Genomic DNA, 23,959 nt, shown 5'->3' on the forward strand with positions numbered 1-23,959 from the left:
TCTTCAAGTCGTGCTTGTTGTATGCTTAGCATGGAAGGCATGCGAATGATGAACAGCCTGTTCGCTGATCGCGATCTTGTGAAACGAGCCTCAAATGGTGATGTTTAGGCAAGATTTGAAACGCGACGGAGATGATGGCATGGCAATCAGCGGGCGTACAATACTCGGCGCAGCCGGGACTGCTGTTATGGCCAATGTTCTTCCCGCTCGCGCAGAAATGCCGTCGAAGGAGGGCGACATGACACAGCATTTGAGAGCAACGGCAGTCGAAACCGAACGTCCGGTTGCTCCGCTTCCATTCGCAATGACGACGCCGATGCGTGTCGCACGCGTTGGCCTGAAAGCACGCGATGCGGAGACATTGGCCGAATATTATCGCGATGTCGTGGGCTTGCGCGAAATGGGCCGTCGCGGCGCATCGATTGTATTGGGTGCCGGTGACCGCGAACTGATGGAGATTGAGCAGTTTTCTGCTGCCAGACCGGACGATCCACGCAGCGCCGGGCTTTATCACACCGCATTCCTGCTGCCGACGCGAGGGGACCTTGCGCGCTGGTCGCGCCGCGCCATCGACAAGCAGCTGCCCGTCGTCGGTGCGTCGGATCACAAGGTGAGCGAGGCGGTCTATCTGACCGATCCGGAGGGGAACGGCATCGAAATCTATTCGGACCGTCCGCACAATGACTGGCAATGGAATGGTGATCGCGTCGCCATGAGCACCGATCCGCTCGATGTCAGCAATCTGCTCGATGTTATCAAGCGCGAGGGCGGAGAATGGGGTGGTGCACCACAGAACACCGTGGTTGGTCACGTTCATCTGCGCGTCGGCAATGCACATGAAGCCGAAACCTTCTGGCATAAAGAACTCGGCCTCGAAACCGTTCAGACCTACGGTGATCGGGCAGTGTTCATGTCCACCGGACGCTACCACCACCATATCGCTGCCAATGCCTGGCAAAGCGCCGGTGCGGGCAAGCGTGACGAGGATCGGACTGGTCTTGCCTGGGTTGAGCTGGAAGATACACGCGGCGGTAATAACAGCATGTTCGTTGACCCGTGGGGCAACGTGGTCAATACGATCAAGATCAAGGCGTGAACCAGCTAATCTTTGAAATATAAAAAGCCCCATGTTTTCATAAGCATGGGGCTTTTTTCGGAATCAGTTTATAAGCTGGAATTCCCTTAGCCGAAGACGCGCTTGAAAATCGTATCCACATGCTTGGTGTGATAGCCGAGATCGAATTTCTCGCGGATCTGTTCTTCGGAGAGAGCCGCACGCACTTCCTGATCTGCAAGCAGTTCCTCAAGGAAGTCCGCACCGTGTTCCCAGACCTTCATGGCGTTGCGCTGCACGAGACGATAGGAGTCTTCACGCGACACGCCTGCCTGCGTCAGTGCCAGCAGAACGCGCTGCGAATGCACCAGACCGCGGAACTTGTTCATGTTCTTGAGCATATTGTCCGGATAGATCACCAGCTTTTCGACCACGCCAGCCAGACGGTTGAGCGCGAAGTCGAGGGTGATGGTGGTGTCCGGTCCGATGGCGCGTTCGACACTCGAATGCGAAATATCGCGTTCGTGCCAGAGTGCCACGTTTTCCATAGCAGGCGTGACCGACATGCGCACGAGACGGGCAAGGCCGGTCAGGTTTTCGGTCAAAACCGGATTACGCTTATGCGGCATGGCCGACGACCCCTTCTGGCCCGGAGAGAAGAACTCTTCGGCTTCCAGAACTTCGGTGCGCTGCATGTGGCGGATTTCGATCGCGACATTCTCGATAGAGGAGGCGATGACGCCCAGCGTCGCAAAGAACATTGCATGACGATCACGCGGGATGACCTGCGTGGAAACAGGCTCGGCTTCAAGGCCGAGCTTGGCGCAGACATACTCCTCGACCCGCGGGTCGATATTGGCAAAGGTGCCGACCGCACCGGATACGGCACCTGTCGCAATCTCCGCGCGTGCTGCAACGAGACGGGCGCGGTTGCGCTGCATTTCGGCATAGAAGCGCGCGAAGGTGAGACCCATCGTCGTTGGCTCGGCGTGAATGCCATGGCTGCGGCCGATGCGTACCGTGTCCTTGTGTTCGAAGGCGCGGGTCTTGAGTGCGGCCAATACGCGGTCCATGTCGGCAAGCAGCAGATCGGCAGCGCGTACAAGCTGGACGTTGAGCGTGGTGTCGAGCACGTCCGAAGAGGTCATGCCCTGATGCACGAAACGGCTGTCAGGACCGATGAATTCGGCCAGATGCGTCAGAAAGGCAATGACGTCATGCTTGGTGACGGCCTCGATTTCGTCGATGCGGGCGACGTCGAACTTCGCCACGCTACCCTTTTCCCAGATGGTCTTTGCCGCTTCCTTGGGGATGACACCAAGTTGCGCAAGCGCTTCGCAGGCATAAGCTTCGATTTCGAACCAGATGCGGAACTTCGTTTCGGGCGACCAGATGGCGACCATTTCAGGCCGGGAATAGCGCGGGATCATGGGTGCATCCTGTAGAAAGAGGGGTGTTTAATTTTTGCGGGCGGCTTCAGCCGCTGCTCGAATGGCGTCGATATTGGCGCGATAGGATTCGACAGAATTGCCTTTATAGACCGCCGAACCGGCCACCAGAATGTTGGCGCCAGCGGCAACGACCGAGCCTGCGGTTTCCGGCGTAATGCCGCCATCGACTTCAATGTCGATAGGGCGGTCGCCGACCATTTCGCGAACGCGCTTGATCTTGTCGAGCATCGGCGCAATGAATTTCTGGCCACCAAAGCCGGGATTGACGGTCATGACGAGAACGAGATCGACATCTTCGATAACATTCGTCAGTGCCTCGGCGGGTGTTGCCGGGTTAAGCGCCAGACCGGCCTTCTTGCCCAGGGCGCGGATCGATTGCAGTGAACGATGCGTGTGCGGACCAGCCTCGGCGTGAATTGTGATGAGATCGCAGCCTGCGTCGGCAAACGGCTCCAGATATGGGTCGCAGGGCGCAATCATCAAATGCGCATCGAAGAATGCCTTAGTGCGCGGGCGGATCGCCTTCACCACCTGCGGGCCGAAAGTGATGTTCGGCACAAAATGCCCGTCCATGACGTCGATATGCACCCAATCGGCACCGGCTTCCAGCACGGCATCGACTTCTTCGCCAAGACGGGCGAAATCGGCGGACAGAATGGACGGGGCAATGGCGATGGGGCGCATGATGATAGTCTCCTTGGCGGCGTGGCTTGCCCGTATCATATGAACAGCAAAAATCCTATCCCCAGCGCTTGTGGAACCACATCCACTGGCCGGGATATTCGCGGACCCATGTCTCGACGGTGTCATTCAGAAACTGCGCAGTGGCGTCGATATCGATCTGGCCTTTGTCGTCGCGCGGCAGTTCCATGCGCTCATGGAGTTCGAGACGGTAGCGCCCGCCGGGCAGGCGGATACAGCGCGCCGGATAGACATCGCAATCATACTGGCGTGCAAGCTTGGCCAGCAACGGATTGGTTTTCACCGGACGATTGAAGAATGTTGATGGTACGCCGCGTGAGAACTTCTGGTCGACGAGCATGCCGACATTGCCGCCATCGCCCAGAATACCCGCCAGCGCCCAGGCAGCACCCGCCTTGGAAGGCACGAGATGGCCCATATTGGTATGGCGAGCCTTCAGAACCTTGTTGGCGATATAGGGATTGTTCGGCGGGCGAAACAGCGCGGTGACATTCAGGCCGAATGTGGCCGCGCAAATCGGCAACAACTCGAAATTGCCGGTATGGGCGGTGAAGAAGATATGCGGCTTCTTCTCGTCGCGCAGGCGTTCGAAGATCGGAATACCTTCCACTTCGACAAGCCCCGGCTTTGTGGCATGGGGATCGAAGTCAAAGATGGCATCGAGGAAAATATACTCTGCCAGAAGACGCGCCATGGAATCCCACATGTCGCGTGCGATCTCTTCGATTTCGGCATCGCTCTTCTCGGGATAGGCCTTGCGCAGATTGTCGGTTGCAACCTTGTGGCGCGGCGTCAGTGGCCCGATGAGACGGGCCACCTTGGCCGAAAAGCTGATGGCAGCCTTCGCCGGAAACAGACGCAACAGGCCAAGCAGCAGAAATACGGCCTGAGCCCAGAGCCAGTAATTGAACTGCTTCAGCTTGCGCGACCAGCGGAAGAGCAGGAGTTTCAGCTTGAACATCATGGAGGTGACAGGCTCATTCGATCTCTAGAATGATCTTGCCGAAGACGTCGCGGCCTTCCATGCGCTTGAGCGCGGTATCGATATCGTTGAAGCCGACCACCGTGTCGATGACCGGATGCACGATGCCGCGCGCCATTTTCTGCATGGCATCGGCCATGTTTTCCATGCGGCAGCCAAACGAACCCAAAATCTTGAGCTGCTGCTGGAAGAGCTGCATCAGGTTCATGTTGGTCGAAACGCCCGAGGTCGAGCCGCAGGTGACAAGACGCGCGCCGCGCTTCATGCAGAGCATCGAACCGGCCCAGGTATCTGCGCCGACATGTTCGAAGACGACATCGACGCCCTTCTTCTTGGTCAGCTTGCGCACGACGCCTTCGAAGCGGTCTTCGCGATAGTTGATGACGTGATCAGCGCCGAGTGCCTTGGCCTTCTCGATCTTGTCGTCAGAACCGACAGTGGTGATGACCGTGCAGCCCATTTTCTTGGCAAGCTGGATAGCCGCCGAGCCGATGCCCGAACCACCAGCCTGAACGAGAACGGTTTCACCCGGTTCCAGCTTGGCGTTGTCGAACAGCATATGCTCGACCGTGCCGAAGGTTACGGGAGCGACGGCAGCACCGATGGCGTCTACGCCGGGAGGTGCCGGAACGAGCAGGCGCGCCGGAAGGTTGACGGCTTCACAGGCAAAACCGTCGAGGTGGAAACCATGCACGCCGCCGACATGTTCGCACAAATTGTCACGGCCTTCGCGGCAGGCGCGGCAAAGTCCGCATGTGCGCGCACCGTAGATCGAAACGAGCTGGCCGGGCAGCAGATTGGAGACGCCGGGGCCAACGGCATCCACAACGCCGGATGCTTCCGCGCCGATCACCAGCGGCATTTTGCGCTTGGCGAAAGCCATGCCGCGCCAGCCCCATACGTCGATATGGTTCAGCGCGACGGCCTTGATGCGTACTGTTACCTCGCCAATACCGGGAGCGGGCGGAGGGGTGATATCGGTGATTTCAAGGCGGCGATCATCGAGAAGCTGCAAGGCGCGCATGGGCTGTTCCTTTCATGGCATGATCCCGGAGAGCTTCCGCCTTCCGGGATCATCAGGAATTTAAGTTCGTTGCCGGACGGATTAATTCGGATTTGCCGCCAAAACAAGGCTCGTATTCTGCCCGCCGAAACCGAACGAGTTGGAAAGCACAGCAGAAACCTCGGCCTGGCGCTTCACATTCGGCACAACGTCCAGCGGAATAGCCGGGTCCGGATTGTCGTAATTGATGGTCGGCGGCAGCGTTCCCGTCTGGATCGTGAGCAGCGAGAACACAGCTTCAATCGCACCGGCTGCGGTCAGCGTATGGCCAATCATCGACTTGTTGGAGGATACCGGAATGGATTCGATGCGGTCACCAAATACCGACGAAAGCGCCAGATATTCCATCTTGTCGTTTTCCGGCGTCGAGGTGCCGTGCGCGTTGACGTAGGAGATCTGGTCTTCGGTCAGGCCCGCATCGGCAAGCGCTGCGCGCACCGTGCCGATGGCAGGCGAGGCGTCGGGCTTGGAACGGGTGCGGTGGAAGTCATCGGCCTTTTCACCGCAACCGGCCAGAATGCCGAGAACATTTGCGCCACGGGCAATAGCGCTTTCGAGCGATTCCATCACCAGTGCGCCTGACCCTTCCGACATGGCAAAGCCGTCGCGGTCCTTGGAGAACGGCTTTGATGCCTTTTCCGGCTTATCATTCTGGGTGGAAAGGGCGGACAGCAGCGAGAAGCGGATCAGGGCTTCGGCAGAGACGGACCCATCGGTTCCGATGGAAAGAACCCGGTCACTTTCGCCGCGACGAATGGCTTCGACACCGAGCTGGATCGCCGTCGCACCGGAAGCGCAAGCCGTCGACAATGTGATCGGCAGGCCGCGCGTGCCGAAAGCTTCCGACAGGCGTTCGGCGATATAGCCGAACTGGGTCGTGTTGAAGAGGGCATCCTGACGTGCGCGGCGGCAGGCTTCAAGCAGAAGCTGATAGCTTGCAGGACCTTCGTTCTTCACTGTGGCATCAAGCGCAAACCGGCTTTTCCAGTCGAGTTCGACCGGGGGAGCTGCCAGAAAAAGCGGACCGCCGAAATCGGTCGAGGAAAGGCCGGACTGGGCGAGGGCTTCTTCGCCAGCAAGCCGGGCCAGCGCTTCGGAGAGTGCCGATGCACCTACATCGCTTTCCGGCAGGAAATCGACTGTTCCGGAGAAACGCGTATTGAGATTGTCGGTTGGGAAGCGGGTGATGGCATGGATGCCCGATTTCCCGCTAGTCAATGCAGCCCAGTTGTCTTCCTTGCCCTGGCCGAGCGAGGAAACCACACCGGCGCCAGTAATGGCGACAATGGGACGGCCGAGATGGTCTGTATATTTCGTCATCTTATACTCTCACCAGCTTTGCTGCACCTTCGGCACGAGTCGCTCCGACGATCGTGACGATTGCTTCGCTGATCGGGCCACCGGCATCTTTTTCGGATGCATCCAGCGGCACGAAAGCCTCGCCCTTCCAGACGGATATGGCTGCAAGTGCCAATGCCAGCGGGAACTGCGCTTCGCGCAAATGACCGGTCAGACCGGAAATGCCGCGATAAGCCGCTGACAGAGCGTCGAGCGTGGCTTTTTCTGCGTCGGTTGCTTCATGGGCACCGGAAGCGCCGGAGACGACATAGGATGGGTCCTTGCCACTATTGGCTGCAAGGATGAGTTCGCGGATGGTGTTGGCGAGGTCGGCGCTTTCGCGCCGGATCTGCGCACTTTCGATGCCGGTCACTTCCGCATAGGCGCGCGCGCCGCGCTTGGCCGCATGGTCAGCACTTTCCAGAACAAGGAATACGCCGCCAGAACCGGAAATCATGCCGCCGCCTGCCGAACCGTCACGCTGCCAGAGCCCAGCCCAGCCGTCATGCTTGAGCAGTCCGCCAAGCTCGTGGCCGAGAATCATATCGAAATGTTCGGAATTATAGGAACCGCCGACCAGCGCATGGGTGCTTTGGCCGGTGCGGATGCGTGCGGCTGCGGTTTCGATAGCCGAAAGGCCGGAACCTTCTTCGCCCATGAAGGTGCGGGAAGAACCGGTTACCTTGTGCACGATCGAAATATTGCCTGCGAGCAGGTTGGAAAGCTGGGCCAGAAACAGTGTAGGCCGAAGTTCGGTCGAGAGTTTCTCGTTCAGCATGACGCCGCGATCGTTGCGGGTGCGGCCTTCATCGAGAATCTGCATATCGACTGTGATATCGCGCTCGCCGCCACCGGCTCCCACGACCATATCCATGGTCGCGCAAAGCGCCTCGTCATCCTTCATGCCTGCATCTTGAAGTGCAAGCCCTGCAGCGTAAGTACCGAGGCGCTGCCAGGTTTCCATCTGGCGCTGATCGCCGCGCTTTGGAATTTGCAGGCTCCAGTCCACTTCGCCCAGTGGATGAACAGTGTAGGGCGCAAAGGCTTCTTTTTCGAGGCGCGGTTCAGTGCCAGCCTTCGAGAAAGCGTTCCAATGCACATCAACTCCTTCGCCAAGCGAGGAGATGATGCCGATACCGGTGATGACGACTTTATTGTTCTGCATGGGTCCCGTTCGTCCGTCGATGCTGAGACTGCTCTGACAAGCGAAGATTTCGCATTACCAGAAACGGAATCAGGGCGAACATCTCTGTTCACCCCTCAATACCGCCATATTATGTGCCAGATCAGCCTTTTTTGGCTGCAACCAGCTCGTCGATTTTTGCGCAGAGGTTCTTGAGGACGAAGTATTCTTCGGTCGGAACCTTGCCTTCGTTCACTTCCTGGGTCCACTGCTCAAGCGGAATCTTGATGCCGAAAGCTTTGTCGATAGCGAAGACGATGTCGAGGAAGTCGAGGCTGTCAATGCCCAGATCGTCGATGGTGTGGCTATCTGGCGTGATGGTGTCACGGTCGATTTCACTGGTTTCGGCGATGATGTCGGCGACTTTGTCAAAAGTAGAGGACAAGTTTCGATTCCTTTATTCATGGCGGTGCCACAGTTGGCACACATCTGACTGTTTGCGCGTGTCTAGCGTTTTTCCGGTGGCAGGGAAAGTCATATTACTTTCATAACCACCGAGCTTTCAAAAGCGCATATAAGGCGCGCAACATGCGAAGCGCAACATAAAGACAAACTCTAACTTTGGAAATATTCTCAAAACTGAGTTATTACGACTGCCCCTATGGCTCGTTTCTGACGCGCCTGACAAAATACCAGAGGCCTACGGCAGCACAAGCTATCATGACGATTGCCAAGGCGCACTGAACGGGGCCATTCCCCGATGCAATTGCAGCCAGTCCAGACGCCGCGCTCCCCATTGTTCCCAAGGCTTCGGGGTGCTTCAAAGCCGATGTGAAGGCCATGTCACTCTGCCGAGCCTTGGGCGAGATTTCGCTCACTGGTTCCACGGGTTGCGCAACCGGCGGATTAGCGGCGAGCGCCAGTGCACGCGAACGCACCCGTTCGACACGGGCGAGCCAGCCTTTTCCGAAGGTTGATGCTGTAGACAAACCTTCCAGCCAGGACGCCCGTGCATCGCACAACGCATTGATGATCTCGTCAGCAGACCGCATATTCGCTGCCGCGACCGTCTGCGCTGCAATGACGCCGTCTTCGGGCATACCCAGAACGCTTTGCAGCATTTTGGCCGCACGCCCTGGCCCCGAATTGACCGAAAAGTCGAATACGGCGTAGTCGATCCCGGAAGGCAGGTTGTCTCCGTCGATCTTGTTCCAGAATTGCGCCTGATAGATTTGAGTGGCGGTCGCCTGGGTCATGTCCTCTACATCTTCAGGCGATACTTGATGCCCCTCCGATGCTGATAAGGTGGCGATGGTGATACCCATGTTGGTCGCGCCGCCCGGATCGGACGGGTTGTCCACATAGCCGCCTTCTTCACTAAAAATATAAGGCATGACTTTCTGAAAATTCGTTTTCATTTAAAAGCCTCTAATTTAGTATTTATCGATAATATTCAATAATTTATGGATCAGGATACCACTTGTTTTTAATAAGAAAATAGTGCGAAAAGTACTTGTTTTGTCGTTTCCGCAATATTGGTTCAAAATCAAGATTTGATCATGATGTGTCTTGCGTCATGCGTATTGATGCGGCTTCATGCGTATCTCATCGTTGCATCATTGACAGGCGGGCAAACGTGAATTCGGAAATCTTCGGACATGCACCGGACGGGCAGGCGGTTCACCGGCTCACTATCTCCAATGGCCCTTTGACGGCCAAGATCATAAGCTGGGGCGCAGCCATTCAGGATCTGCGGATGGAGGGCCATGCAGCTCCTCTTGTGATCGGCTATCGCGACTTCGCCGACTATCCCGCTCACTCACCGCATCTGGGCGCCATTGCAGGACGTTCGGCCAATCGTATCCGCAATGCCCGGTTTAAACTGGACGGAACAACCTATGAGGTGGAGCCGAATTTTCAGGGCCGGCATAATTTGCACGGCGGCAGCAAGGGGCTCGGCAATCGCGTCTGGAAGATAACCGGAAACGGTCCGGATTTCGTGACACTTGCGACTGTGGCTGCGGATGGCGAGATGGGTTTCCCCGGCAATCTGAATGTGAGCTGCACTTACATGCTCAATGGGGATGGAACGCTGATTGTCCGTCTGGAGGCTGTGACCGACAAGCCGACCGTATGCAATCTGCTGCATCACAGCTATTTCAATCTCGATGATGGCGGCGAGGGCGATATTCTCGATCATCAGCTCAAGATCGAGGCTGATGCCTATATGCCGGTCGATGACGCTCTTATTCCGGACGGACGCGTTCTGCCTGTCAGAGAAACGCCGTACGATTTCAGGGAGTTTCGCCCGATTCGCTTCGAGGAAAATGGCAGTCAGGTCCAGTATGACAGCAATTTCTGCCTGACCGCTGCACGCGGACCTTTACGCCCATGCGCGTCGGTCAAGGGCGCTCGTTCCGGCATTCGTCTCGATGTTTCGACGACAGAACCGGGCGTTCAGCTCTATGCAGGCAACACCATGGCCAATGATTGCATCGGCTTGATGGGCAAGCCCTACGGAAAACACGCAGGCTTCTGCCTGGAGCCGCAGGTCTGGCCGGGATCGCTGGAATATCCGTATTTCCCGCAGGCAATATTGCGTCCAGGCGAAGTTTATGCCCAGACCAGCCACTTCAGCTTTACGCGAGGATAATCAGTCGGAAAAGGCGGCGCGTGCGGTTTCCATCGGAGCGAGCGCGCCGCGTATCTCGACGACCCGTGCCGCAACCAGATGGGCTTTGCGGGCTGCGTCCACTGGAGCAAGCCCCTTCAATCGTGCAGCAAGATAAGCGCCATTGAAGCTGTCGCCAGCGCCGGTGGTGTCCACGGCCTGCGCCACAACGGACGGCACCGATGATCTTTCATTGCCGGTGACGACCAGAGCCGGTTCCGTACCGTCCTTCACGACGATCTCCTTCACGCCAAGCGCGGCAAGGCGATCTGCACAGGCACCAGCATCCTTGTCGCCGAAGAGCGCTTGTTCATCGGGGAACGTGGGCAGTGCAATATCCGCAATACGCATCGCTTCGCTGATGATGTCCTGCGCAACTTTCCGGTCGGGCCAGAGCTGGTGACGGAAATTCGGGTCGAATGCGATTCGCGAACCGGCGGCGCGGCACTTCCGCAAGACATCGAAAAACGTGTCGCGATGTTCGGGAAGGATGATGGCGATTGAAATGCCCGAAAAATAGATGATGTCGCGACCGGTCAGACTTTTTTCCAAGGCTTCGCGGTCACTGGCGAGACGCCGGGCGGCGGCGTCGCTGCGCCAATAGGTGAAGGAGCGCTCGGCACCGTTAAGCGTGATTGCGTAAAGACCGGGGTGAAGTCCGTCGATAACGGGGCTGTGAGCGATACCGATACCGTTCGATGTCAGAAATATGCGCTGCTTCTGGGAGAAGCTGTCTTCTCCAAATGCGCTCACATATTCGACAGGGTAGGACTTTTCCATCAGCGCCCGCATGTACCAAGCAGTGTTCAGCGTATCGCCCGCAAAACCCATGCGCCATTGATCGCCTTCATTGCCTGAAAGCTCGATCATGCACTCGCCGATAGATGCAAATCCGCCCATGTCAGTCTCCCTCACTTCCAATGGGGCTAACGCCTATACTAATTTGCCGCTATGTAAAATTGGTTTGTCGGCATTTGGTGATGACTGTCATCTGGTCTTTATCGACTTGCCACATTCATTGTGTAAGCATCCGCCGACCGCATCGACCTCAAAATCGGGATGGCTTTTCAAAAGCACGATGCATTACTGGATATTTTGGAGTTCCGTCGACGCCGTGTAGCGAACTTCGCCTAAGGATTTGACATGCGTTATGCGATTTATTTCACACCGCCATCCAACGATGCGCTTTTGAAGGTTGCCGCAAACTGGCTTGGACGAAGCGCGTTCAGCGGTGAGCCGGTAAAGATGCCGGCGATTCGCTCGCTTGCGACCGATGAAATCGCCAAGCTGACCGAAGAGCCGCGCCGCTATGGTTTTCATGCGACGATGAAGGCTCCATTCCGTCTGGATGAAAACCACACCGAAAACGATCTGCTTTCCGCATTGATGCATTTCGCCTCATCGGCGTCTCCTGTCACTATTCCTCGTCTGAAGCTTCACGCAATCGGGCCGTTCTTTGCACTCGTGCCGGAAGAACCCGTTGCCGAGTTGAACCAGCTCGCAAATGATGTTGTCGTTGCTTTCGACCGTTTTCGCGCGCCGCTCAATGAGGCGGAAATTGCAAAGCGGCGGCCGGAGCGTCTCAGCGAGACACAGCGGCACAACATCGAGCGCTGGGGCTATCCTTACGTTTTTGAGGAATTCCGCTTTCATATGACCCTGACCGGTCCGGTGGAGGAGAAAGACTGCGCTCGCGTGGAGCGTACGCTGGACGAGTTCTTCACGCCGCTGCTGGATGATGCTGTGGAGGTTGCGAATCTCGCTTTGTTCGTAGAACCTGAGAAAGGGGCTCCTTTCGAGATTCATTCGCTGCATCCTCTGACTGGCGGCAAGATAGCGTCAGCTCGGGCCTCACGAGCAGTTGGGAGGCCGTAGGCAATGGGAAATGAAACAGTTCTGTGCAATGCACGCATCGTGCTCGCCGATGACGTCGTTCTCGGATCCGTAAAACTCGTAGATGGCAAGATCGCCGATATCTCTACCGGTGCATCCAGTATCGGCGACGACATGGAAGGCGACTTCTTGACGCCCGGACTGGTTGAACTGCATACGGATCATCTCGAAGGGCATTATGCGCCGCGCCCGAAAGTGCGCTGGAATCCGATTGCTGCCGTGCAGGCGCATGACGCCCAGATTGCGGCCTCGGGGATCACCACCGTTTTCGACGCATTGCGCATAGGCTTCGATGATGACGCCGAGACGGGTATCGACGATATGCGCAAGCTTTCGTCGGCAATTGCCGAAGGCCGCGATGCTGGCCGGTTGCGAGCCGACCATTTCCTGCACTTGCGCTGCGAGGTTTCGGCGCCCGACTGTCTTCCGGCCTTCGAGCAATTCGGTAATCAGGCGCTGGTCAGACTGGTGTCCCTGATGGATCACGCGCCGGGGCAGCGCCAGTTCACGGATATCGAAACCTACAAGACCTATTTCATCCGCAAGCTGAAATTCTCGGAGGAAGAGTTCCGGCTCTATTGCGAGCGGCGTATAGGGCAGTCCCAGCAATATTCCGCGCCAACGCGCAAGGCGATTGCCGAACTGTGCCACCAACGCGGGGTTATTCTGGCGAGCCACGATGACGCGACGACAGAGCATGTCGCAGAAGCAAAGGCACAGGGGATACGCGTTGCCGAATTTCCCACGACACACACTGCGGCGAAGGCGTCAAAAGATTCCGGCATGTCGGTTCTCATGGGGGCGCCGAATGTGGTGCGCGGTGGTTCGCATTCGGGCAATGTCTCCGCACGCGAACTGGCTGAATCCGGAAATCTCGACATCATTTCGTCGGACTATATCCCGGCCAGCATGATGCAATCGGCGTTTTTTCTCGCAGATGTCGTCGAGAACATCTCGCTGCCTCAAGCCATTCGTCTGGTTTCTGCCAACCCTGCCCAGGCGGTAGGGTTGGAGGACCGTGGCGAGATCCTTGCAGGCAAGCGAGCTGATCTGGTTCGGGTGCAGATCGCCGATCATGTTCCGATCATCCGCACAGTCTGGCGGGAAGGGCGGCGGGTTATTTAACCCACCGAGATTGGCGTAGTCGGCTCCAGAGCCAACTTGCCATCATCCAGAATGTCGAGCTGCAGATAGCGATAGCTTTCAATGCTGAGGTGGGATGTTTTCGGGGAGTGCGGATGCGTCGCGGTCACCACGACGACGCAGGCGCCAGCAGTTTCTCCGGCAACGATACCGGCTGGCGCATCCTCGAACACAAGACAGTTGTGCGGATCGAAGCCAAGCCTTTTGGCTCCGAGCTGGAAACATTCAGGACTCGGTTTGCCGCGCTCCACATCTTCGGCAGAAACGATCATCTTTGGCATTGGCAATCCTGCCGCAGCGACGCGACGGCGTGCAAGTTCAAGCGGAGCCGAGGTTACAATCGCCCATCGGTCTTCCGGAAGCGAGCTCAGGAACTCGCAAGCGCCGTCGATGGGTGCGATACCGTCCAGATCCGCCATTTCAGCCTGAAACAAAATCTCAGCCTCGCGGATCGGGTCCACACCCGGCAGAGCGAGGCGGCGCACCGTTTCCACTGCCCGGACACCGTGGATGGTCGGCAGGAATGTGACCGGATCGATGCCATGGCGTATCGCCCATTCGCTCCACACGCGTTCGGTCGCTTCGATGGAGCTCAATATGGTGCCGTCCATGTCGAAGAGAAACGCATCGAATGATTTGCCGAAGGGGGAAAAGGAGGTCACGCCGAATTTCCTTGAACTGGAGCATGTCTCCCGAAAGTGGGAACCGGTTTCGGGATCAAGACATGCGTAAAACAGAAAGATGGAGCATTTCCAACGATTCAATCAAAACAGGAAATGCTCCGGCGAGATGAGAATCGGGAGAATGTTTGTGTACTCAATCATAGTGTGTAACTGAGGAGAAGACAGGGCATTCTACTCTCTGGAGCGACCAGAGTTTTCGTGTCGGGTATGAAAATTCTTCCTGGGTCACTATATTGAGCGCTGGTGATCGCAAGAGCGGCGAAACTTGATCATTTTGATCAATTGTGGCTTTTGGCATCATTCCGAAATTGAGCGGACGTCGAAAGTACCGATTGCGGCTGAATCGCATTCTCAGGATTGTTGTATAAATGACTGAAATAAAATCAAAAAAAAGCAACTATCCGGATGTCCGCTTTGCCGTTGCGCCCATGATCGACTGGTCGGACAGACATTGCCGGTATTTTCACAGGCTCTTTTCCAGACATGCACTGCTCTACACCGAAATGGTCGTGGCGGATGCCATTATTCATGGCCCACGCGATCGATTGCTCGGTTTTGATGCCGCAGAACATCCTGTGGCGCTACAACTCGGTGGTTCCGATCCGGTAAAGCTGAAAGAGGCTGCCAGGATCGCCGCCGATTACGGCTATGATGAAATCAATCTCAATGTCGGTTGCCCGTCTGATCGTGTCCAGTCCGGTACATTTGGGGCTTGTCTCATGCAGACCCCGGATGTGGTGGCGCGTTGCGTTTCAGCGATGAAGGAAGCCGTTTCCGTGCCGGTTACCGTCAAATGCCGTATTGGCGTTGACGATCAGGACGTGGAGGTTGCGCTGGACGCTTTGGCCGACTTCACGCTTGACGCTGGCGCCGATGCGCTTTGGGTCCATGCCCGCAAAGCCTGGCTGAAAGGACTGTCACCCAAGGAGAACCGCGAGATTCCGCCGCTCGATTATGATCGCGTCTATCGCCTCAAGGAACGGCTTGGCGAGGTGTTCGTCGGCATTAATGGCGGGATCAACACGCTTGATGAAGCCGAAACGCATTTGCGGAAGGTCGATGCAGTGATGCTCGGTCGCGCCGCTTATCATAATCCGGAACTGCTGGCAGAGGTGGATGCGCGTCTTTATGACGGCGAACAGGCCGATACTTCGATAGAAGATATCATCGATGAAATGTGCGCTTATACTGATCGCCACATCGCGGCCGGAGGCAGGCTTTCGCATGTGAGCCGCCATATGGTCGGGCTCTTTACCGGGCAGCCGGGCGCACGGCGCTGGCGACAGATACTGTCGACGGATGCCAGCAAACCGGGCGCAACCAGTGACGTTCTGCGTCAGGCTTATGCCGTGGTGACTGAAGCGGCGGCAGAAGCTGCCTAATCTATAAGAATAAGCTGGTCGCCGCGGACAGTGAATCCGCCGAGCGTTTGCAGAAAGTTCATGCCGAGCAGGCTTCCGGTCATCAGACCTTCCTTGGTCACCATGGCACGCACATTCTGGCGTTCAATATCGCCGATCTGCAACGTGGCAATGTTGATGACTGCTGCACTTGCCGTGCCATTGGCCGTCATGATCGGAACGGAATAGTTGAGCGAGGCGGTGTCGATGCCTGCGCGCTCGGCATCCTGCTGGGACAGGACGACCGAAGATGCGCCGGTGTCGACCAGAAAGTGAACCCGTTCGCCATTCACACGTCCGTTGACCTCGAAATGGCCATTCGCAGCCTTTGCAAGCGTGACGGTTAAGGCGCCATCGGCATTACGGCCCGAAATAGGGCTACCGGGGATCAGCCCGGCGGTGAACCGGCTCGCGGCGTCCTGCAACTCATAACGATACTGGTAGCCTGCAACGAGGCCGAGAATAATCACGGCCCACATGGCCATGTTGCGTGCAAAGTCGGTCAGCTTGATGCCGGAGCCAAGCAGACCGGCAGCAAGCACCACGCCCCATATGCCGAGATAGGCTGCACGGGCAAACACATCATTGTCCACGCCAAGCGTCGAGCCGCTGTCATTGTTGGACATCAGCAGCAAGACAACAATCGCGACTGCCGCAATAATGAGCCAGAAAAAGCGCCCCATCAGCCAATTCTCTTTTCTACAATAATCTCATGCCTGTCGGCGAGAAGCGCCCAGACGGCCATTCGCTCTTCTGCGCTCATGCTGGACCAGCGTGCAATCTCATCCAGCGTCCGGGCACAGCCAAGGCAGAAGCCGGTTTCAGTATCTATCGTGCACACCAATATGCACGGGGATTCGATGTTTGTCGTGTCCATGAATGCAATGTGGTTGCATCAAAGCGCCATGACAAGCCCGGCAAGAACGGCAAGGGAAGCGATCTGCTGTGCCGCGCCCAATGTATCGCCCGTCTGTCCGCCAATTTTTGCCATGCAAAGTCTGGCAAAGCCCAAAAGCAGAACTGTCGCCAGCACAAGCGCGTTGATGAGCGAGAGAAACCCGCCCGCTGGTATGAGCGTAAAAACAAGAAGGACCAGCCCGATCCCGAAACCGCAAACGACAGTCTCCCATTGTGGCTGGCCCATGCTGTCGGACAGTCCGCCGGGACGTACGGAAGGCAGGGCGTGCCAGAATGCCAGCATAGCTGCGCGGCTCGCCCCTTCGCAGCCGATCAGGGCAAGTGCAGCATATCCCGCGCCCGCACGGTCTATGATCGCCATCAGCAAAGCCGCTTTCACGCCGACAAAGACAATCAGCGTCAGCGCGGCGAAAGTCCCGATGCGGGAATCTTTCATAATGTCCAGTCGGCGATCTCGCGACGAAGCTCCGAAAAAGCCATCGGCAGTATCGCCCAGACCGTCTTCGTGGAGCGCGCCGGTCATTGCCGCCAAAGCGCCAATTGCAAGCAACGCGCAGGCAAGGGGAGGCAAGTTCAGTTTATGACCGGCAAAAAGTACAGCGCCAGCCAGCAGGCCCAACACTGCTCCTGCGAGCGGAAATGCGCGGGCGTTGCGGGGCAACGAATCATCACCATTCTCGAACCAGCTTTGTGGAAGCGGCAAGCGGCTCAGAAAGCCCAGGCTCCGGATCGTGTCGCCAATGAGACTATTTCGCTGCAAGTGACTGTTCCACTTTGTTTCCTGAGCCGAGCACTCGCGATATTTCACCCCAATGTTGCTTCAACTCAAAGAGGTGATTTGAAAATTCGCGTCAGTGCTTATAGGACGAGCCCAACGATTTTACACCTCCCATCATTGATTGGACTGAACCTATGAGTGCCAGCGGATTACCTTTTGACGATTTCCGAGAACTGATCCGAAATCTGCCTGGTCCCGACCTGGGAGCGGAAAGGGCTGTTCGCGAGCGTGAGGCTACACTGACCAAGCCTGCTGGTTCGCTCGGACGCATGGAAGAGATCGTGGCTTGGCTTGCCGCATGGACCGGCAAGCGCACACCGCAGATCAATCGCCCGCTGGTCGCGGTATTTGCTGGCAATCACGGCGTTACAGCCAAGAATATCACCCCGTTTCCGCCAAGCGTGACGGCACAGATGGTCGAGAATTTTGCCGCCGGTGGCGCAGCAATCAACCAGATCTGCATCGCCAACGATCTTGGGCTAAAGGTTTTTGATCTGGCGCTCGAACACCCGACAGGGGATATTACGGAAGAGCCGGCCATGGACGAGCGCACCTGTGCTGCGACCATGGCCTTCGGCATGGAAGCGATTGCCGGTGGAACCGATCTCTTGTGCATCGGCGAAATGGGGATCGGCAATACCACGATTGCAGCGGCGATTGCGCTGGCGCTCTTCGGCGGTACGGCGGAAGACTGGGTAGGGCCCGGCACAGGCTCGACGGGTGAACTGCTGCAGCGCAAGATTGCGGCCGTGCGTCAGGCCGTGGCCTTCCATCAGGCACATCTGCAGGATCCGCTGGAAGTGTTGAGCCGTCTCGGCGGTCGTGAAATTGCGGCCATGGCCGGTGCAATTCTGGCAGCACGCATGGAGAAAATTCCGGTTATCGTCGATGGCTTTGTGGCAAGCGCTGCCGCTGCTGTTCTCTATGCTGCCAATCCGGAAGCCATCGACCATTGCCTGTTCGGTCACGTTTCCGCCGAGCCCGGCCATCGCAAGCTTCTGGAGAAGATGGGCAAGCAGCCACTTCTCGATATGGGTATGCGTCTTGGTGAAGGAACCGGCGCGGCGCTCGCTGCGGGTATCGTCAAGGCAGCAGCGCTGTGTCATAGCGGCATGGCCACGTTCGAGCAGGCTGGAATATCCGGTTCGAAATAACGGACACCATCATCGTCAAAAAAGCCCGCCATATGGCGGGCTTTTCTTTGGAGCGCATTTCGATCTGATTGAACCAGATCGGCGCTCTAAACTCTTTTATTTGAAGCACAATCTTGATCGTCTTCATTTCACTCCGGTCGATTGTGCTCTAAATCAACAGCTCGAAAGCGTCAGTTGTTATCTTTGTCGAGCACCATGTAATCGAGCGGCAATTCGGTGGTGTACTTGATTTGCTCCATGGCAAAAGAAGAAGACACGTCGCGAATTTCGATCTTGCTGATGAGGCGCTTATAGAACGCATCATAGGCGCCGATGTCCGGCACAGCCACGCGAAGCAGATAATCCACATCACCGCTCATGCGGTAGAATTCGATGACTTCAGGGAATTCCTGAACCACTTCGGAAAAGCGCTTCAACCATTCATGGCTGTGGGAGCTTGTGCGTACCGACACGAAGACTGTCACCCGCGCATTGACGCGAATGGGATCAAGAATGGCGACACGGCGCTTGATGACGCCATCTTCTTCAAGTTTCTGGATGCGGCGCCAGCATGGCGTCGTAGAAAGGCCAACTTTCTTGGCAACGTCTGCCACCGCAAGTGTCGCGTCTTCCTGCAATAAGCGCAGTATCTTTCTGTCGAGCCTGTCCATGCGTTTCCGTTCCCGGTTTTAGAAATCGTTTCCCGAACTTTGCGAATAGGTGAAACGTCATACCTTATGGTTCGCAATGAACCGAAGTTACAGGAAAAATTTTCTGATGAAAACGAAAGGAGTAAAAATTATTTATCGTTGGCGAGCAGGTGTCGGACTTTTGCCTGAAGAACAGGCACGACTTCCGCGTCAAACCACGGATTTCGCTTGAGCCAGCCGCTGTTGCGCCAGGACGGGTGAGGCAGGGGCAGCGCGATTCGTCCTGCCGGAATGGGCGTTTCCATGAAATGCCGCCAGTTCTTGACGGTTTCAGTCAGATTGCGGCCCCGATAGTCGGGCAAGTGATAGGCAAGGGCGTATTGTCCGACGACCAGAATGAATTCTAGCTGCGGCATCGCTGCGAAAACACGATCGTGCCAGGTCTGGCGGCACTCGCGGCGCGGTGGAAGATCGCCGCCATGCTTGTCATAACCGGGAAAGCAGAAACCCATCGGGACGATGGCAAAGCGTGAAGGATCATAAAACTCTTCACGTGATACGCCGAGCCATTGCCGCAGGCGATCCCCGGACGGGTCGTTGAACGGCAGGGAAGTGTTGTGCACGCGAATGCCGGGAGCCTGACCGCAAATGGCAATTCTCGCTGTATCCGAGACAATACAGACGGGATTGGGCTCGTGGGGCAAGGGCGGCAGAAACTGCGGTGTGTCGCGACAGATACGGCATGCCCGGATCGAGTGACTGAGCTCGTCCAGTTTTTCCATGAATTCCATCAAAGAATTCCATCAGTTTCGGGGCAGGATCATTTCAATGAGGGTCTGAATACGGTCCCTTATATAGGTAAATGCATCGCCGATTACAGCCAGGGGTGCTTTGCGGTCGGACAGCTGGTCGTCTTTGAGGTCGCGATTTTCCTTGCGCCATAGGGACGGTTGCTCGAACTGCCCGGCCCAAATACCGCGCCGGTTGCTGCGTGCATCTCTTTCCTCACGTCGATAGTCGCCATAGGAGACGGCCCAGCCCTGTTCGACCATCCAGCGGTTGAGGTCGGTCTCTCCGAGATGGCAGCGCGCCAGATCGCGATTATACTGATCTCGCCCTTCCTTCTCGCACCGAATCGGGGACTTTCCGATTCTGCCCCGCAAGATGTTGCGAGCTTCCTTGCCGCAGTCGTAAGGAAGTTCCGCCCGGATGCATTGCTGTTGCATCTCCGGCGCGTCGATCCCCTTGAGGCGTATATGTATCTTGCCGAGGACCACAGTGTCGCCGTCGATCACATAGACGGGCCCGGTCATTGCTTCTTTTGGAGCAGATTGGATCGGCAGATAGGCGATCAATACGGCAAGAAAAGAAAAAAGTAATATAGTCAATAAGATGCTGCGAAAGCTTATGCCATTGCTTTTGCGGGCCGGGCGATAAGGACGTCTGTAAGGGCGACGGTATTTGCTCATAGGTGGCTTCCCGACTCCCCGGCATCCTAGATTTTATGTCAGACTGCGAGCTCGTATCGCTCACGTCAACAAGTGCAGATTATTGACCGCAACAACAGTCAGTTTGTTGTCAAACGGCAACAGTCTTTACCGTTGCTTTAGGCTAGAAAGAGCTAAGGTACATTTTGCCCATTTCCCGCCACAAACAGGCGTCACCGATCAAGGAAAGGCAGAAGCCATCAAAATATCGGGAGCCGGTAAGCTCCAACGGGATAGGCAGGAATGACGAAGGGCGCGTTGTTGCACGGCAAACGGATTGGGAACAGGATCAACCATGTTCACGCACCCTTTATTCTTTCCAATGATGGTAAGGCTTTTTTCGGCCAAGATCGGGTCTCAGTCTTGACGAAAACGGCGTGCATTCTGTCCTCGATGAATGTTTCCTCCACTGAGTGTGAAAGACAAGCGTTGTGATGCGTATCCGCAGTTTTTCATATAGCGCCCTAGCTATGGCCCTCGGCTTGGCCATTGCCTGTAACAGCGCCTTTGCTTTCGACCTCAATGACGATTCCGAAAAGTCGAGAAGCCCGTTCGAGCTCTTCAAATTCGGCTTCTCTGCATACAAGAACGGTCATAAGGACGAGGCGATCAAGGCACTGCGCTATGCTGCGGACCGCGGCCATCAGGGCGCAAAGTGGAAACTGGCGCGCATGTATGCCGATGGCGATGGCGTGGCGGAAAATGACTACGAAGCCTACAAGATTTTTGAGAAGATCGTTCGCGAAGGCTCGGAACCAGGCTCGGAAAACGACTCCTATGTGGCTGACGCCCTCGTTGCACTTGCAGGTTATGTAAAGCGCGGCATTCCAGGATCGCCGGTCAATGCCAATCCGGGCATGGCGCGCAATCTTTATGTGCAGGCCGCCTCAAATTTCGGTGATTCTGCTGCCCAGTTCGAGCTTGGCAAGATGCTGCTCGACGGCGACGGTGGAGAGCGCAATTCTGTTCAGGCCGCTCGCTGGTTCCAGCTTGCAGCCAAGAAGGGCAATGCCGGTGCGCAGGCCATGCTCGGCAACATGCTGTTTCAGGCAGGAAAGACCGTTCGAGGCCTTGCCATGATGACGGCGGCTTTCGAACGCTGCCCGACCGAAGATTGCCCCTGGATACGCGATATGCAGGAACAGGCATTCTCGATCGCCGGTGAAGCCGACCGCCGTAACGCGGTTGCTCTCTCCAGTGACTATGCCACCAAAGGCGATTTTTGATCCTCGTCTTGATTTAGAGCATTTCCAGCAAAAGTGCGAAGCGGTTTTGCGTAGGGGAATGCGTAAAAACAAATAGTTAGAGTGGTTCCAGAGGTCTGTTTTAACTGGAGCCGCTTTAGTGTCTGTTCTCAGACCGAAAGCGTTATCGTCACCGGCACATGATCGGATGGCTTTTCCCAGGCACGGACGTGCTTTTCCACATCACTCGATATGAAACGATTGGCCGCCTCCGGCGACAGCATCAGATGGTCGATGCGGATGCCGTTGTTCTTCTGCCATGCACCGGCCTGATAATCCCAGAACGAGTAAATCCCGCTATCGTCGGTCGACGCACGGATAGCTTCGGTAAAGCCCAGATTTTCAAGCTTGCGGAATGCCTGGCGTGATTGCGGCAGGAAGAGCGCGTCGCCGATCCACTGGCCGGGGTTCCTGGCGTCCTCTGGCTCAGGAATGACGTTATAGTCGCCGGCGAGCACAAGAGGCTCCTCAAGGGTAAGGCGTTCCTTCGCCCATAGTTCAAGCCGCTGCATCCACGAAAGCTTGTAAGGAAATTTCTCGGTGTCCACCGGGTTACCATTCGGCAGATAAAGCGAAACGACGCGAACGACGCCCTTGTCCGTCGAATAGACGCCTTCGATGAAACGCGCCTGCTCATCGCTATCATCACCCGGAAGGCCACGATTGACTTCATCCGGTGATTTCTTGGACAGAAGTGCGACGCCGTTGAAGCCCTTTTGACCGTGTGTTTCCACATGGTAGCCGAGCGCCTCAATCTCCAGACGTGGAAACTGATCGTCGACCGATTTGATTTCCTGCAGGCAGGCGATATCGGGCGAAGACTCCTTCAGCCAATGCTGGAGGTTGTCGATGCGGGCCTTGACGCCGTTAATGTTCCACGTAGCGATTTTCATATCCCTATGATTATGCGGTTGGAGGGGTGAGGGCAAGCAGGACGCAATCTTGCGTCACAGCTTTTCAATCGCAGCAATTTCAATATTCGCGAATATTTCGGCGCTGAACTATTTGTATTGGCGGTTTTGCGTTCCTATTTGCTCATGAACAGGAGCCAAACAGGAGATATTCGAATGTTCGACGCCAAGAAACTTCTCGAACAGTTTCTGGGATCGCAAGTACCCGGTACGTCGGGAAGCGTCCGCGACAAGGCCGGGCAGGTTACAGGCCTGGCAAAGAAGAACCCGCTTGCGACGGGCGCCATCGCCGCCGCTATCCTCGGTACGAAGACCGGGCGCAAGCTCGCGGGCAATGTGGCGACCGTCGGCGGCATCGCTGCCATCGCCGGATTGGGATATCTCGCCTACAAGAACTACAAATCCGGTCAGGCACCGCAGACGGCAGAACAGCCGGTCGCGAAGGAGCCTGAACTTCTTCCGCCGCCCCCGGCCGATTCTCCGTTCCACCCGCAATCTCCCGCAATGAGCAACAGTTTTGCGCTGACGCTCGTACAGGCGATGATTGCCGCTGCGAAAGCCGACGGCCATATCGACGATGCCGAGCGCGCTCGCATCATGGAGAAAGTGAAAATTTCCGGTCTCGATGATGAGGCGGAAGCCTTTCTTGCGAAAGAGCTTGCCGATCCGGTCGATCTCGATGTTCTGGTCTCAGCCGCACAGACTGAAGAGCAGAAGGTCGAGCTTTATACGGCTTCGCGCCTTGCAATAGACCCGGATAACCGGGCTGAACGCGGGTATCTGGATATGCTGGCCGGTCGCCTCGGCCTGCCGGATGCATTGGTGGACCATATCGAAGCGACCGTCGCTTCGGTGAAGGTTTGAGGCTGTTTATTCTCGCGCATTATTAAAAAAACGGCCGCCATATGGCAGCCGTTTTTGAATTTCGTATGGTGCGCGCCAGTCAGATGGCGAAGCTGGTTCCGCAGCCGCAGGACGAAGTGGCATTCGGATTGCGGATCTGGAAAGACTGTCCCATCAGATCATCGACGAAATCGATTTCCGAGCCGTCCAGATAGGGAACGGAAATGGAATCGATCAGCACCTTGGCTCCAAGCTTCTCGATGATGATATCGTCATCGGCCTGCTCATCGACCAAGTCGTATTTATAGGAGAAACCGGAACACCCGCCGCCTTCGACCGAAACGCGAAGTGCAGTCTTTCCCGGTTCCGATCCGAGAATCTTGGCGATCCGCTTTGCTGCGGAATCTGAGACGGTAATGTCTGTCATCTGCCTTGTTCCGTTTGCAATTGCGAATATCGAACCGGGTGATTTCTCCAGATTTCCGATAGCCG

The 23,959-nt window shown here is 56.5% G+C and carries 26 protein-coding genes; 8 read left to right on the forward strand and 18 right to left on the reverse strand.

The window, feature by feature from the left end; translation table 11 throughout:
• Positions 1-238: 238 nt before the first annotated feature.
• Positions 239-1,096, forward strand: a complete 858-nt coding sequence (locus CQZ93_RS05390; RefSeq protein ID WP_286153440.1) for a VOC family protein — start codon at positions 239-241, stop codon at positions 1,094-1,096.
• Between the two features lie 86 nt (positions 1,097-1,182).
• On the opposite strand, the gene purB is transcribed toward CQZ93_RS05390, so the two are convergent.
• The 8 genes from purB to CQZ93_RS05430 form a co-directional block, all read right to left on the reverse strand.
• A complete protein-coding gene (gene purB / locus CQZ93_RS05395; RefSeq protein WP_105541670.1) occupies positions 1,183-2,484 on the reverse strand; it encodes an adenylosuccinate lyase in 1,302 nt (433 codons plus the stop codon).
• A 27-nt stretch (positions 2,485-2,511) separates the two neighbouring features.
• Positions 2,512-3,189 carry a ribulose-phosphate 3-epimerase gene (rpe, locus tag CQZ93_RS05400; RefSeq protein ID WP_105541671.1) on the reverse strand — a complete coding sequence of 226 codons (678 nt, stop codon included), beginning with the start codon at positions 3,187-3,189 and terminating at the stop codon, positions 2,512-2,514.
• Between the two features lie 55 nt (positions 3,190-3,244).
• The gene (locus CQZ93_RS05405) at positions 3,245-4,171 is read right to left on the reverse strand and encodes a lipid A biosynthesis lauroyl acyltransferase (RefSeq protein ID WP_105541672.1); all 927 of its coding nucleotides are present in this window, start codon (positions 4,169-4,171) and stop codon (positions 3,245-3,247) included.
• Positions 4,172-4,184: 13 nt separating this feature from the next.
• Positions 4,185-5,213 carry a zinc-binding dehydrogenase gene (locus CQZ93_RS05410; RefSeq protein WP_105541673.1) on the reverse strand — a complete coding sequence of 343 codons (1,029 nt, stop codon included), beginning with the start codon at positions 5,211-5,213 and terminating at the stop codon, positions 4,185-4,187.
• An 81-nt stretch (positions 5,214-5,294) separates the two neighbouring features.
• Positions 5,295-6,572, reverse strand: coding sequence for a beta-ketoacyl-ACP synthase (locus tag CQZ93_RS05415; protein WP_105541674.1), 1,278 nt, complete (start codon positions 6,570-6,572; stop codon positions 5,295-5,297).
• 1 nt (position 6,573) lies between these two features.
• On the reverse strand, positions 6,574-7,755 hold the full coding sequence (locus tag CQZ93_RS05420; RefSeq protein ID WP_105541675.1) for a beta-ketoacyl-ACP synthase: 1,182 nt from the start codon (positions 7,753-7,755) through the stop codon (positions 6,574-6,576).
• 121 nt (positions 7,756-7,876) lie between these two features.
• Positions 7,877-8,158 carry an acyl carrier protein gene (locus tag CQZ93_RS05425; RefSeq protein WP_006466638.1) on the reverse strand — a complete coding sequence of 94 codons (282 nt, stop codon included), beginning with the start codon at positions 8,156-8,158 and terminating at the stop codon, positions 7,877-7,879.
• A 214-nt stretch (positions 8,159-8,372) separates the two neighbouring features.
• Positions 8,373-9,131, reverse strand: coding sequence for a glycoside hydrolase family 108 protein (locus tag CQZ93_RS05430; protein WP_105541676.1), 759 nt, complete (start codon positions 9,129-9,131; stop codon positions 8,373-8,375).
• 218 nt (positions 9,132-9,349) lie between these two features.
• Between CQZ93_RS05430 and CQZ93_RS05435 the strand changes: the two genes are divergently transcribed.
• Positions 9,350-10,366 (forward strand): aldose epimerase family protein, encoded by a 1,017-nt coding sequence (locus tag CQZ93_RS05435; RefSeq protein WP_105541677.1) that lies wholly within the window; start codon positions 9,350-9,352, stop codon positions 10,364-10,366.
• Here the strand turns inward: CQZ93_RS05435 and CQZ93_RS05440 are convergent, their stop codons facing one another.
• Positions 10,367-11,284, reverse strand: coding sequence for a sugar kinase (locus CQZ93_RS05440; RefSeq protein WP_105541678.1), 918 nt, complete (start codon positions 11,282-11,284; stop codon positions 10,367-10,369).
• A 243-nt stretch (positions 11,285-11,527) separates the two neighbouring features.
• Here CQZ93_RS05440 and CQZ93_RS05445 point away from each other — a divergent pair, with 243 nt between their 5' ends.
• Complete coding sequence (locus tag CQZ93_RS05445) at positions 11,528-12,259, forward strand: DUF1045 domain-containing protein (RefSeq protein WP_105541679.1); 732 nt, start codon at positions 11,528-11,530, stop codon at positions 12,257-12,259.
• A gap of 3 nt (positions 12,260-12,262) precedes the next feature.
• A complete protein-coding gene (locus CQZ93_RS05450) occupies positions 12,263-13,402 on the forward strand; it encodes an alpha-D-ribose 1-methylphosphonate 5-triphosphate diphosphatase (protein WP_105541680.1) in 1,140 nt (379 codons plus the stop codon).
• Here the strand turns inward: CQZ93_RS05450 and CQZ93_RS05455 are convergent.
• Positions 13,399-14,082: an HAD family hydrolase gene (locus tag CQZ93_RS05455; protein ID WP_105541681.1), complete on the reverse strand. Its 684-nt coding sequence runs from the start codon at positions 14,080-14,082 to the stop codon at positions 13,399-13,401. The two genes, CQZ93_RS05450 and CQZ93_RS05455, sit on opposite strands and share 4 nt — an antisense overlap.
• A gap of 389 nt (positions 14,083-14,471) precedes the next feature.
• On the opposite strand from CQZ93_RS05455, the gene dusA reads away from it, so the two are divergent.
• A complete protein-coding gene (gene dusA / locus CQZ93_RS05460) occupies positions 14,472-15,485 on the forward strand; it encodes a tRNA dihydrouridine(20/20a) synthase DusA (protein ID WP_105541682.1) in 1,014 nt (337 codons plus the stop codon).
• Here dusA and CQZ93_RS05465 read toward each other — a convergent pair.
• From CQZ93_RS05465 to CQZ93_RS05475, 3 genes are read right to left on the reverse strand one after another with little or no spacing between them, the layout of a single operon-like run.
• Positions 15,482-16,186 carry a TIGR02281 family clan AA aspartic protease gene (locus tag CQZ93_RS05465; RefSeq protein ID WP_105541683.1) on the reverse strand — a complete coding sequence of 235 codons (705 nt, stop codon included), beginning with the start codon at positions 16,184-16,186 and terminating at the stop codon, positions 15,482-15,484. The two genes, dusA and CQZ93_RS05465, sit on opposite strands and share 4 nt — an antisense overlap.
• On the reverse strand, positions 16,186-16,380 hold the full coding sequence (locus tag CQZ93_RS05470) for a DUF1289 domain-containing protein (RefSeq protein ID WP_105541684.1): 195 nt from the start codon (positions 16,378-16,380) through the stop codon (positions 16,186-16,188). Before CQZ93_RS05470 ends, CQZ93_RS05465 begins: the two co-directional genes overlap by 1 nt.
• A gap of 18 nt (positions 16,381-16,398) precedes the next feature.
• Positions 16,399-17,181 (reverse strand): adenosylcobinamide-GDP ribazoletransferase, encoded by a 783-nt coding sequence (locus tag CQZ93_RS05475; RefSeq protein WP_105541685.1) that lies wholly within the window; start codon positions 17,179-17,181, stop codon positions 16,399-16,401.
• Positions 17,182-17,333: 152 nt separating this feature from the next.
• Between CQZ93_RS05475 and cobT the strand changes: the two genes are divergently transcribed.
• Positions 17,334-18,353 carry a nicotinate-nucleotide--dimethylbenzimidazole phosphoribosyltransferase gene (cobT, locus tag CQZ93_RS05480; protein ID WP_105541686.1) on the forward strand — a complete coding sequence of 340 codons (1,020 nt, stop codon included), beginning with the start codon at positions 17,334-17,336 and terminating at the stop codon, positions 18,351-18,353.
• A gap of 170 nt (positions 18,354-18,523) precedes the next feature.
• Here cobT and CQZ93_RS05485 read toward each other — a convergent pair whose 3' ends face one another.
• The 3 genes from CQZ93_RS05485 to CQZ93_RS05495 form a co-directional block, all read right to left on the reverse strand.
• Entirely contained in the window at positions 18,524-19,003 is a 480-nt protein-coding gene (locus CQZ93_RS05485) for an Lrp/AsnC family transcriptional regulator (protein WP_010661230.1), read from the reverse strand.
• Between the two features lie 128 nt (positions 19,004-19,131).
• Complete coding sequence (locus tag CQZ93_RS05490; RefSeq protein WP_105541687.1) at positions 19,132-19,773, reverse strand: uracil-DNA glycosylase family protein; 642 nt, start codon at positions 19,771-19,773, stop codon at positions 19,132-19,134.
• A 12-nt stretch (positions 19,774-19,785) separates the two neighbouring features.
• Positions 19,786-20,451: a thermonuclease family protein gene (locus tag CQZ93_RS05495; RefSeq protein ID WP_105541688.1), complete on the reverse strand. Its 666-nt coding sequence runs from the start codon at positions 20,449-20,451 to the stop codon at positions 19,786-19,788.
• 452 nt (positions 20,452-20,903) lie between these two features.
• Between CQZ93_RS05495 and CQZ93_RS05505 the strand changes: the two genes are divergently transcribed.
• On the forward strand, positions 20,904-21,695 hold the full coding sequence (locus CQZ93_RS05505; RefSeq protein WP_105541690.1) for a tetratricopeptide repeat protein: 792 nt from the start codon (positions 20,904-20,906) through the stop codon (positions 21,693-21,695).
• Between the two features lie 128 nt (positions 21,696-21,823).
• On the opposite strand, the gene xth is transcribed toward CQZ93_RS05505, so the two are convergent.
• Positions 21,824-22,606: an exodeoxyribonuclease III gene (gene xth, locus CQZ93_RS05510; RefSeq protein ID WP_105541691.1), complete on the reverse strand. Its 783-nt coding sequence runs from the start codon at positions 22,604-22,606 to the stop codon at positions 21,824-21,826.
• Positions 22,607-22,780: 174 nt separating this feature from the next.
• On the opposite strand from xth, the gene CQZ93_RS05515 reads away from it, so the two are divergent.
• Positions 22,781-23,488 carry a tellurite resistance TerB family protein gene (locus CQZ93_RS05515; protein WP_105541692.1) on the forward strand — a complete coding sequence of 236 codons (708 nt, stop codon included), beginning with the start codon at positions 22,781-22,783 and terminating at the stop codon, positions 23,486-23,488.
• A gap of 79 nt (positions 23,489-23,567) precedes the next feature.
• Here the strand turns inward: CQZ93_RS05515 and erpA are convergent, their stop codons facing one another.
• The gene (gene erpA / locus CQZ93_RS05520) at positions 23,568-23,894 is read right to left on the reverse strand and encodes an iron-sulfur cluster insertion protein ErpA (protein WP_105541693.1); all 327 of its coding nucleotides are present in this window, start codon (positions 23,892-23,894) and stop codon (positions 23,568-23,570) included.
• Between the last annotated feature and the right edge of the window lie 65 nt (positions 23,895-23,959).

The organism is Ochrobactrum vermis (assembly GCF_002975205.1).
GTDB classification, from domain to species: Bacteria; Pseudomonadota; Alphaproteobacteria; order Rhizobiales; family Rhizobiaceae; genus Brucella; species Brucella vermis.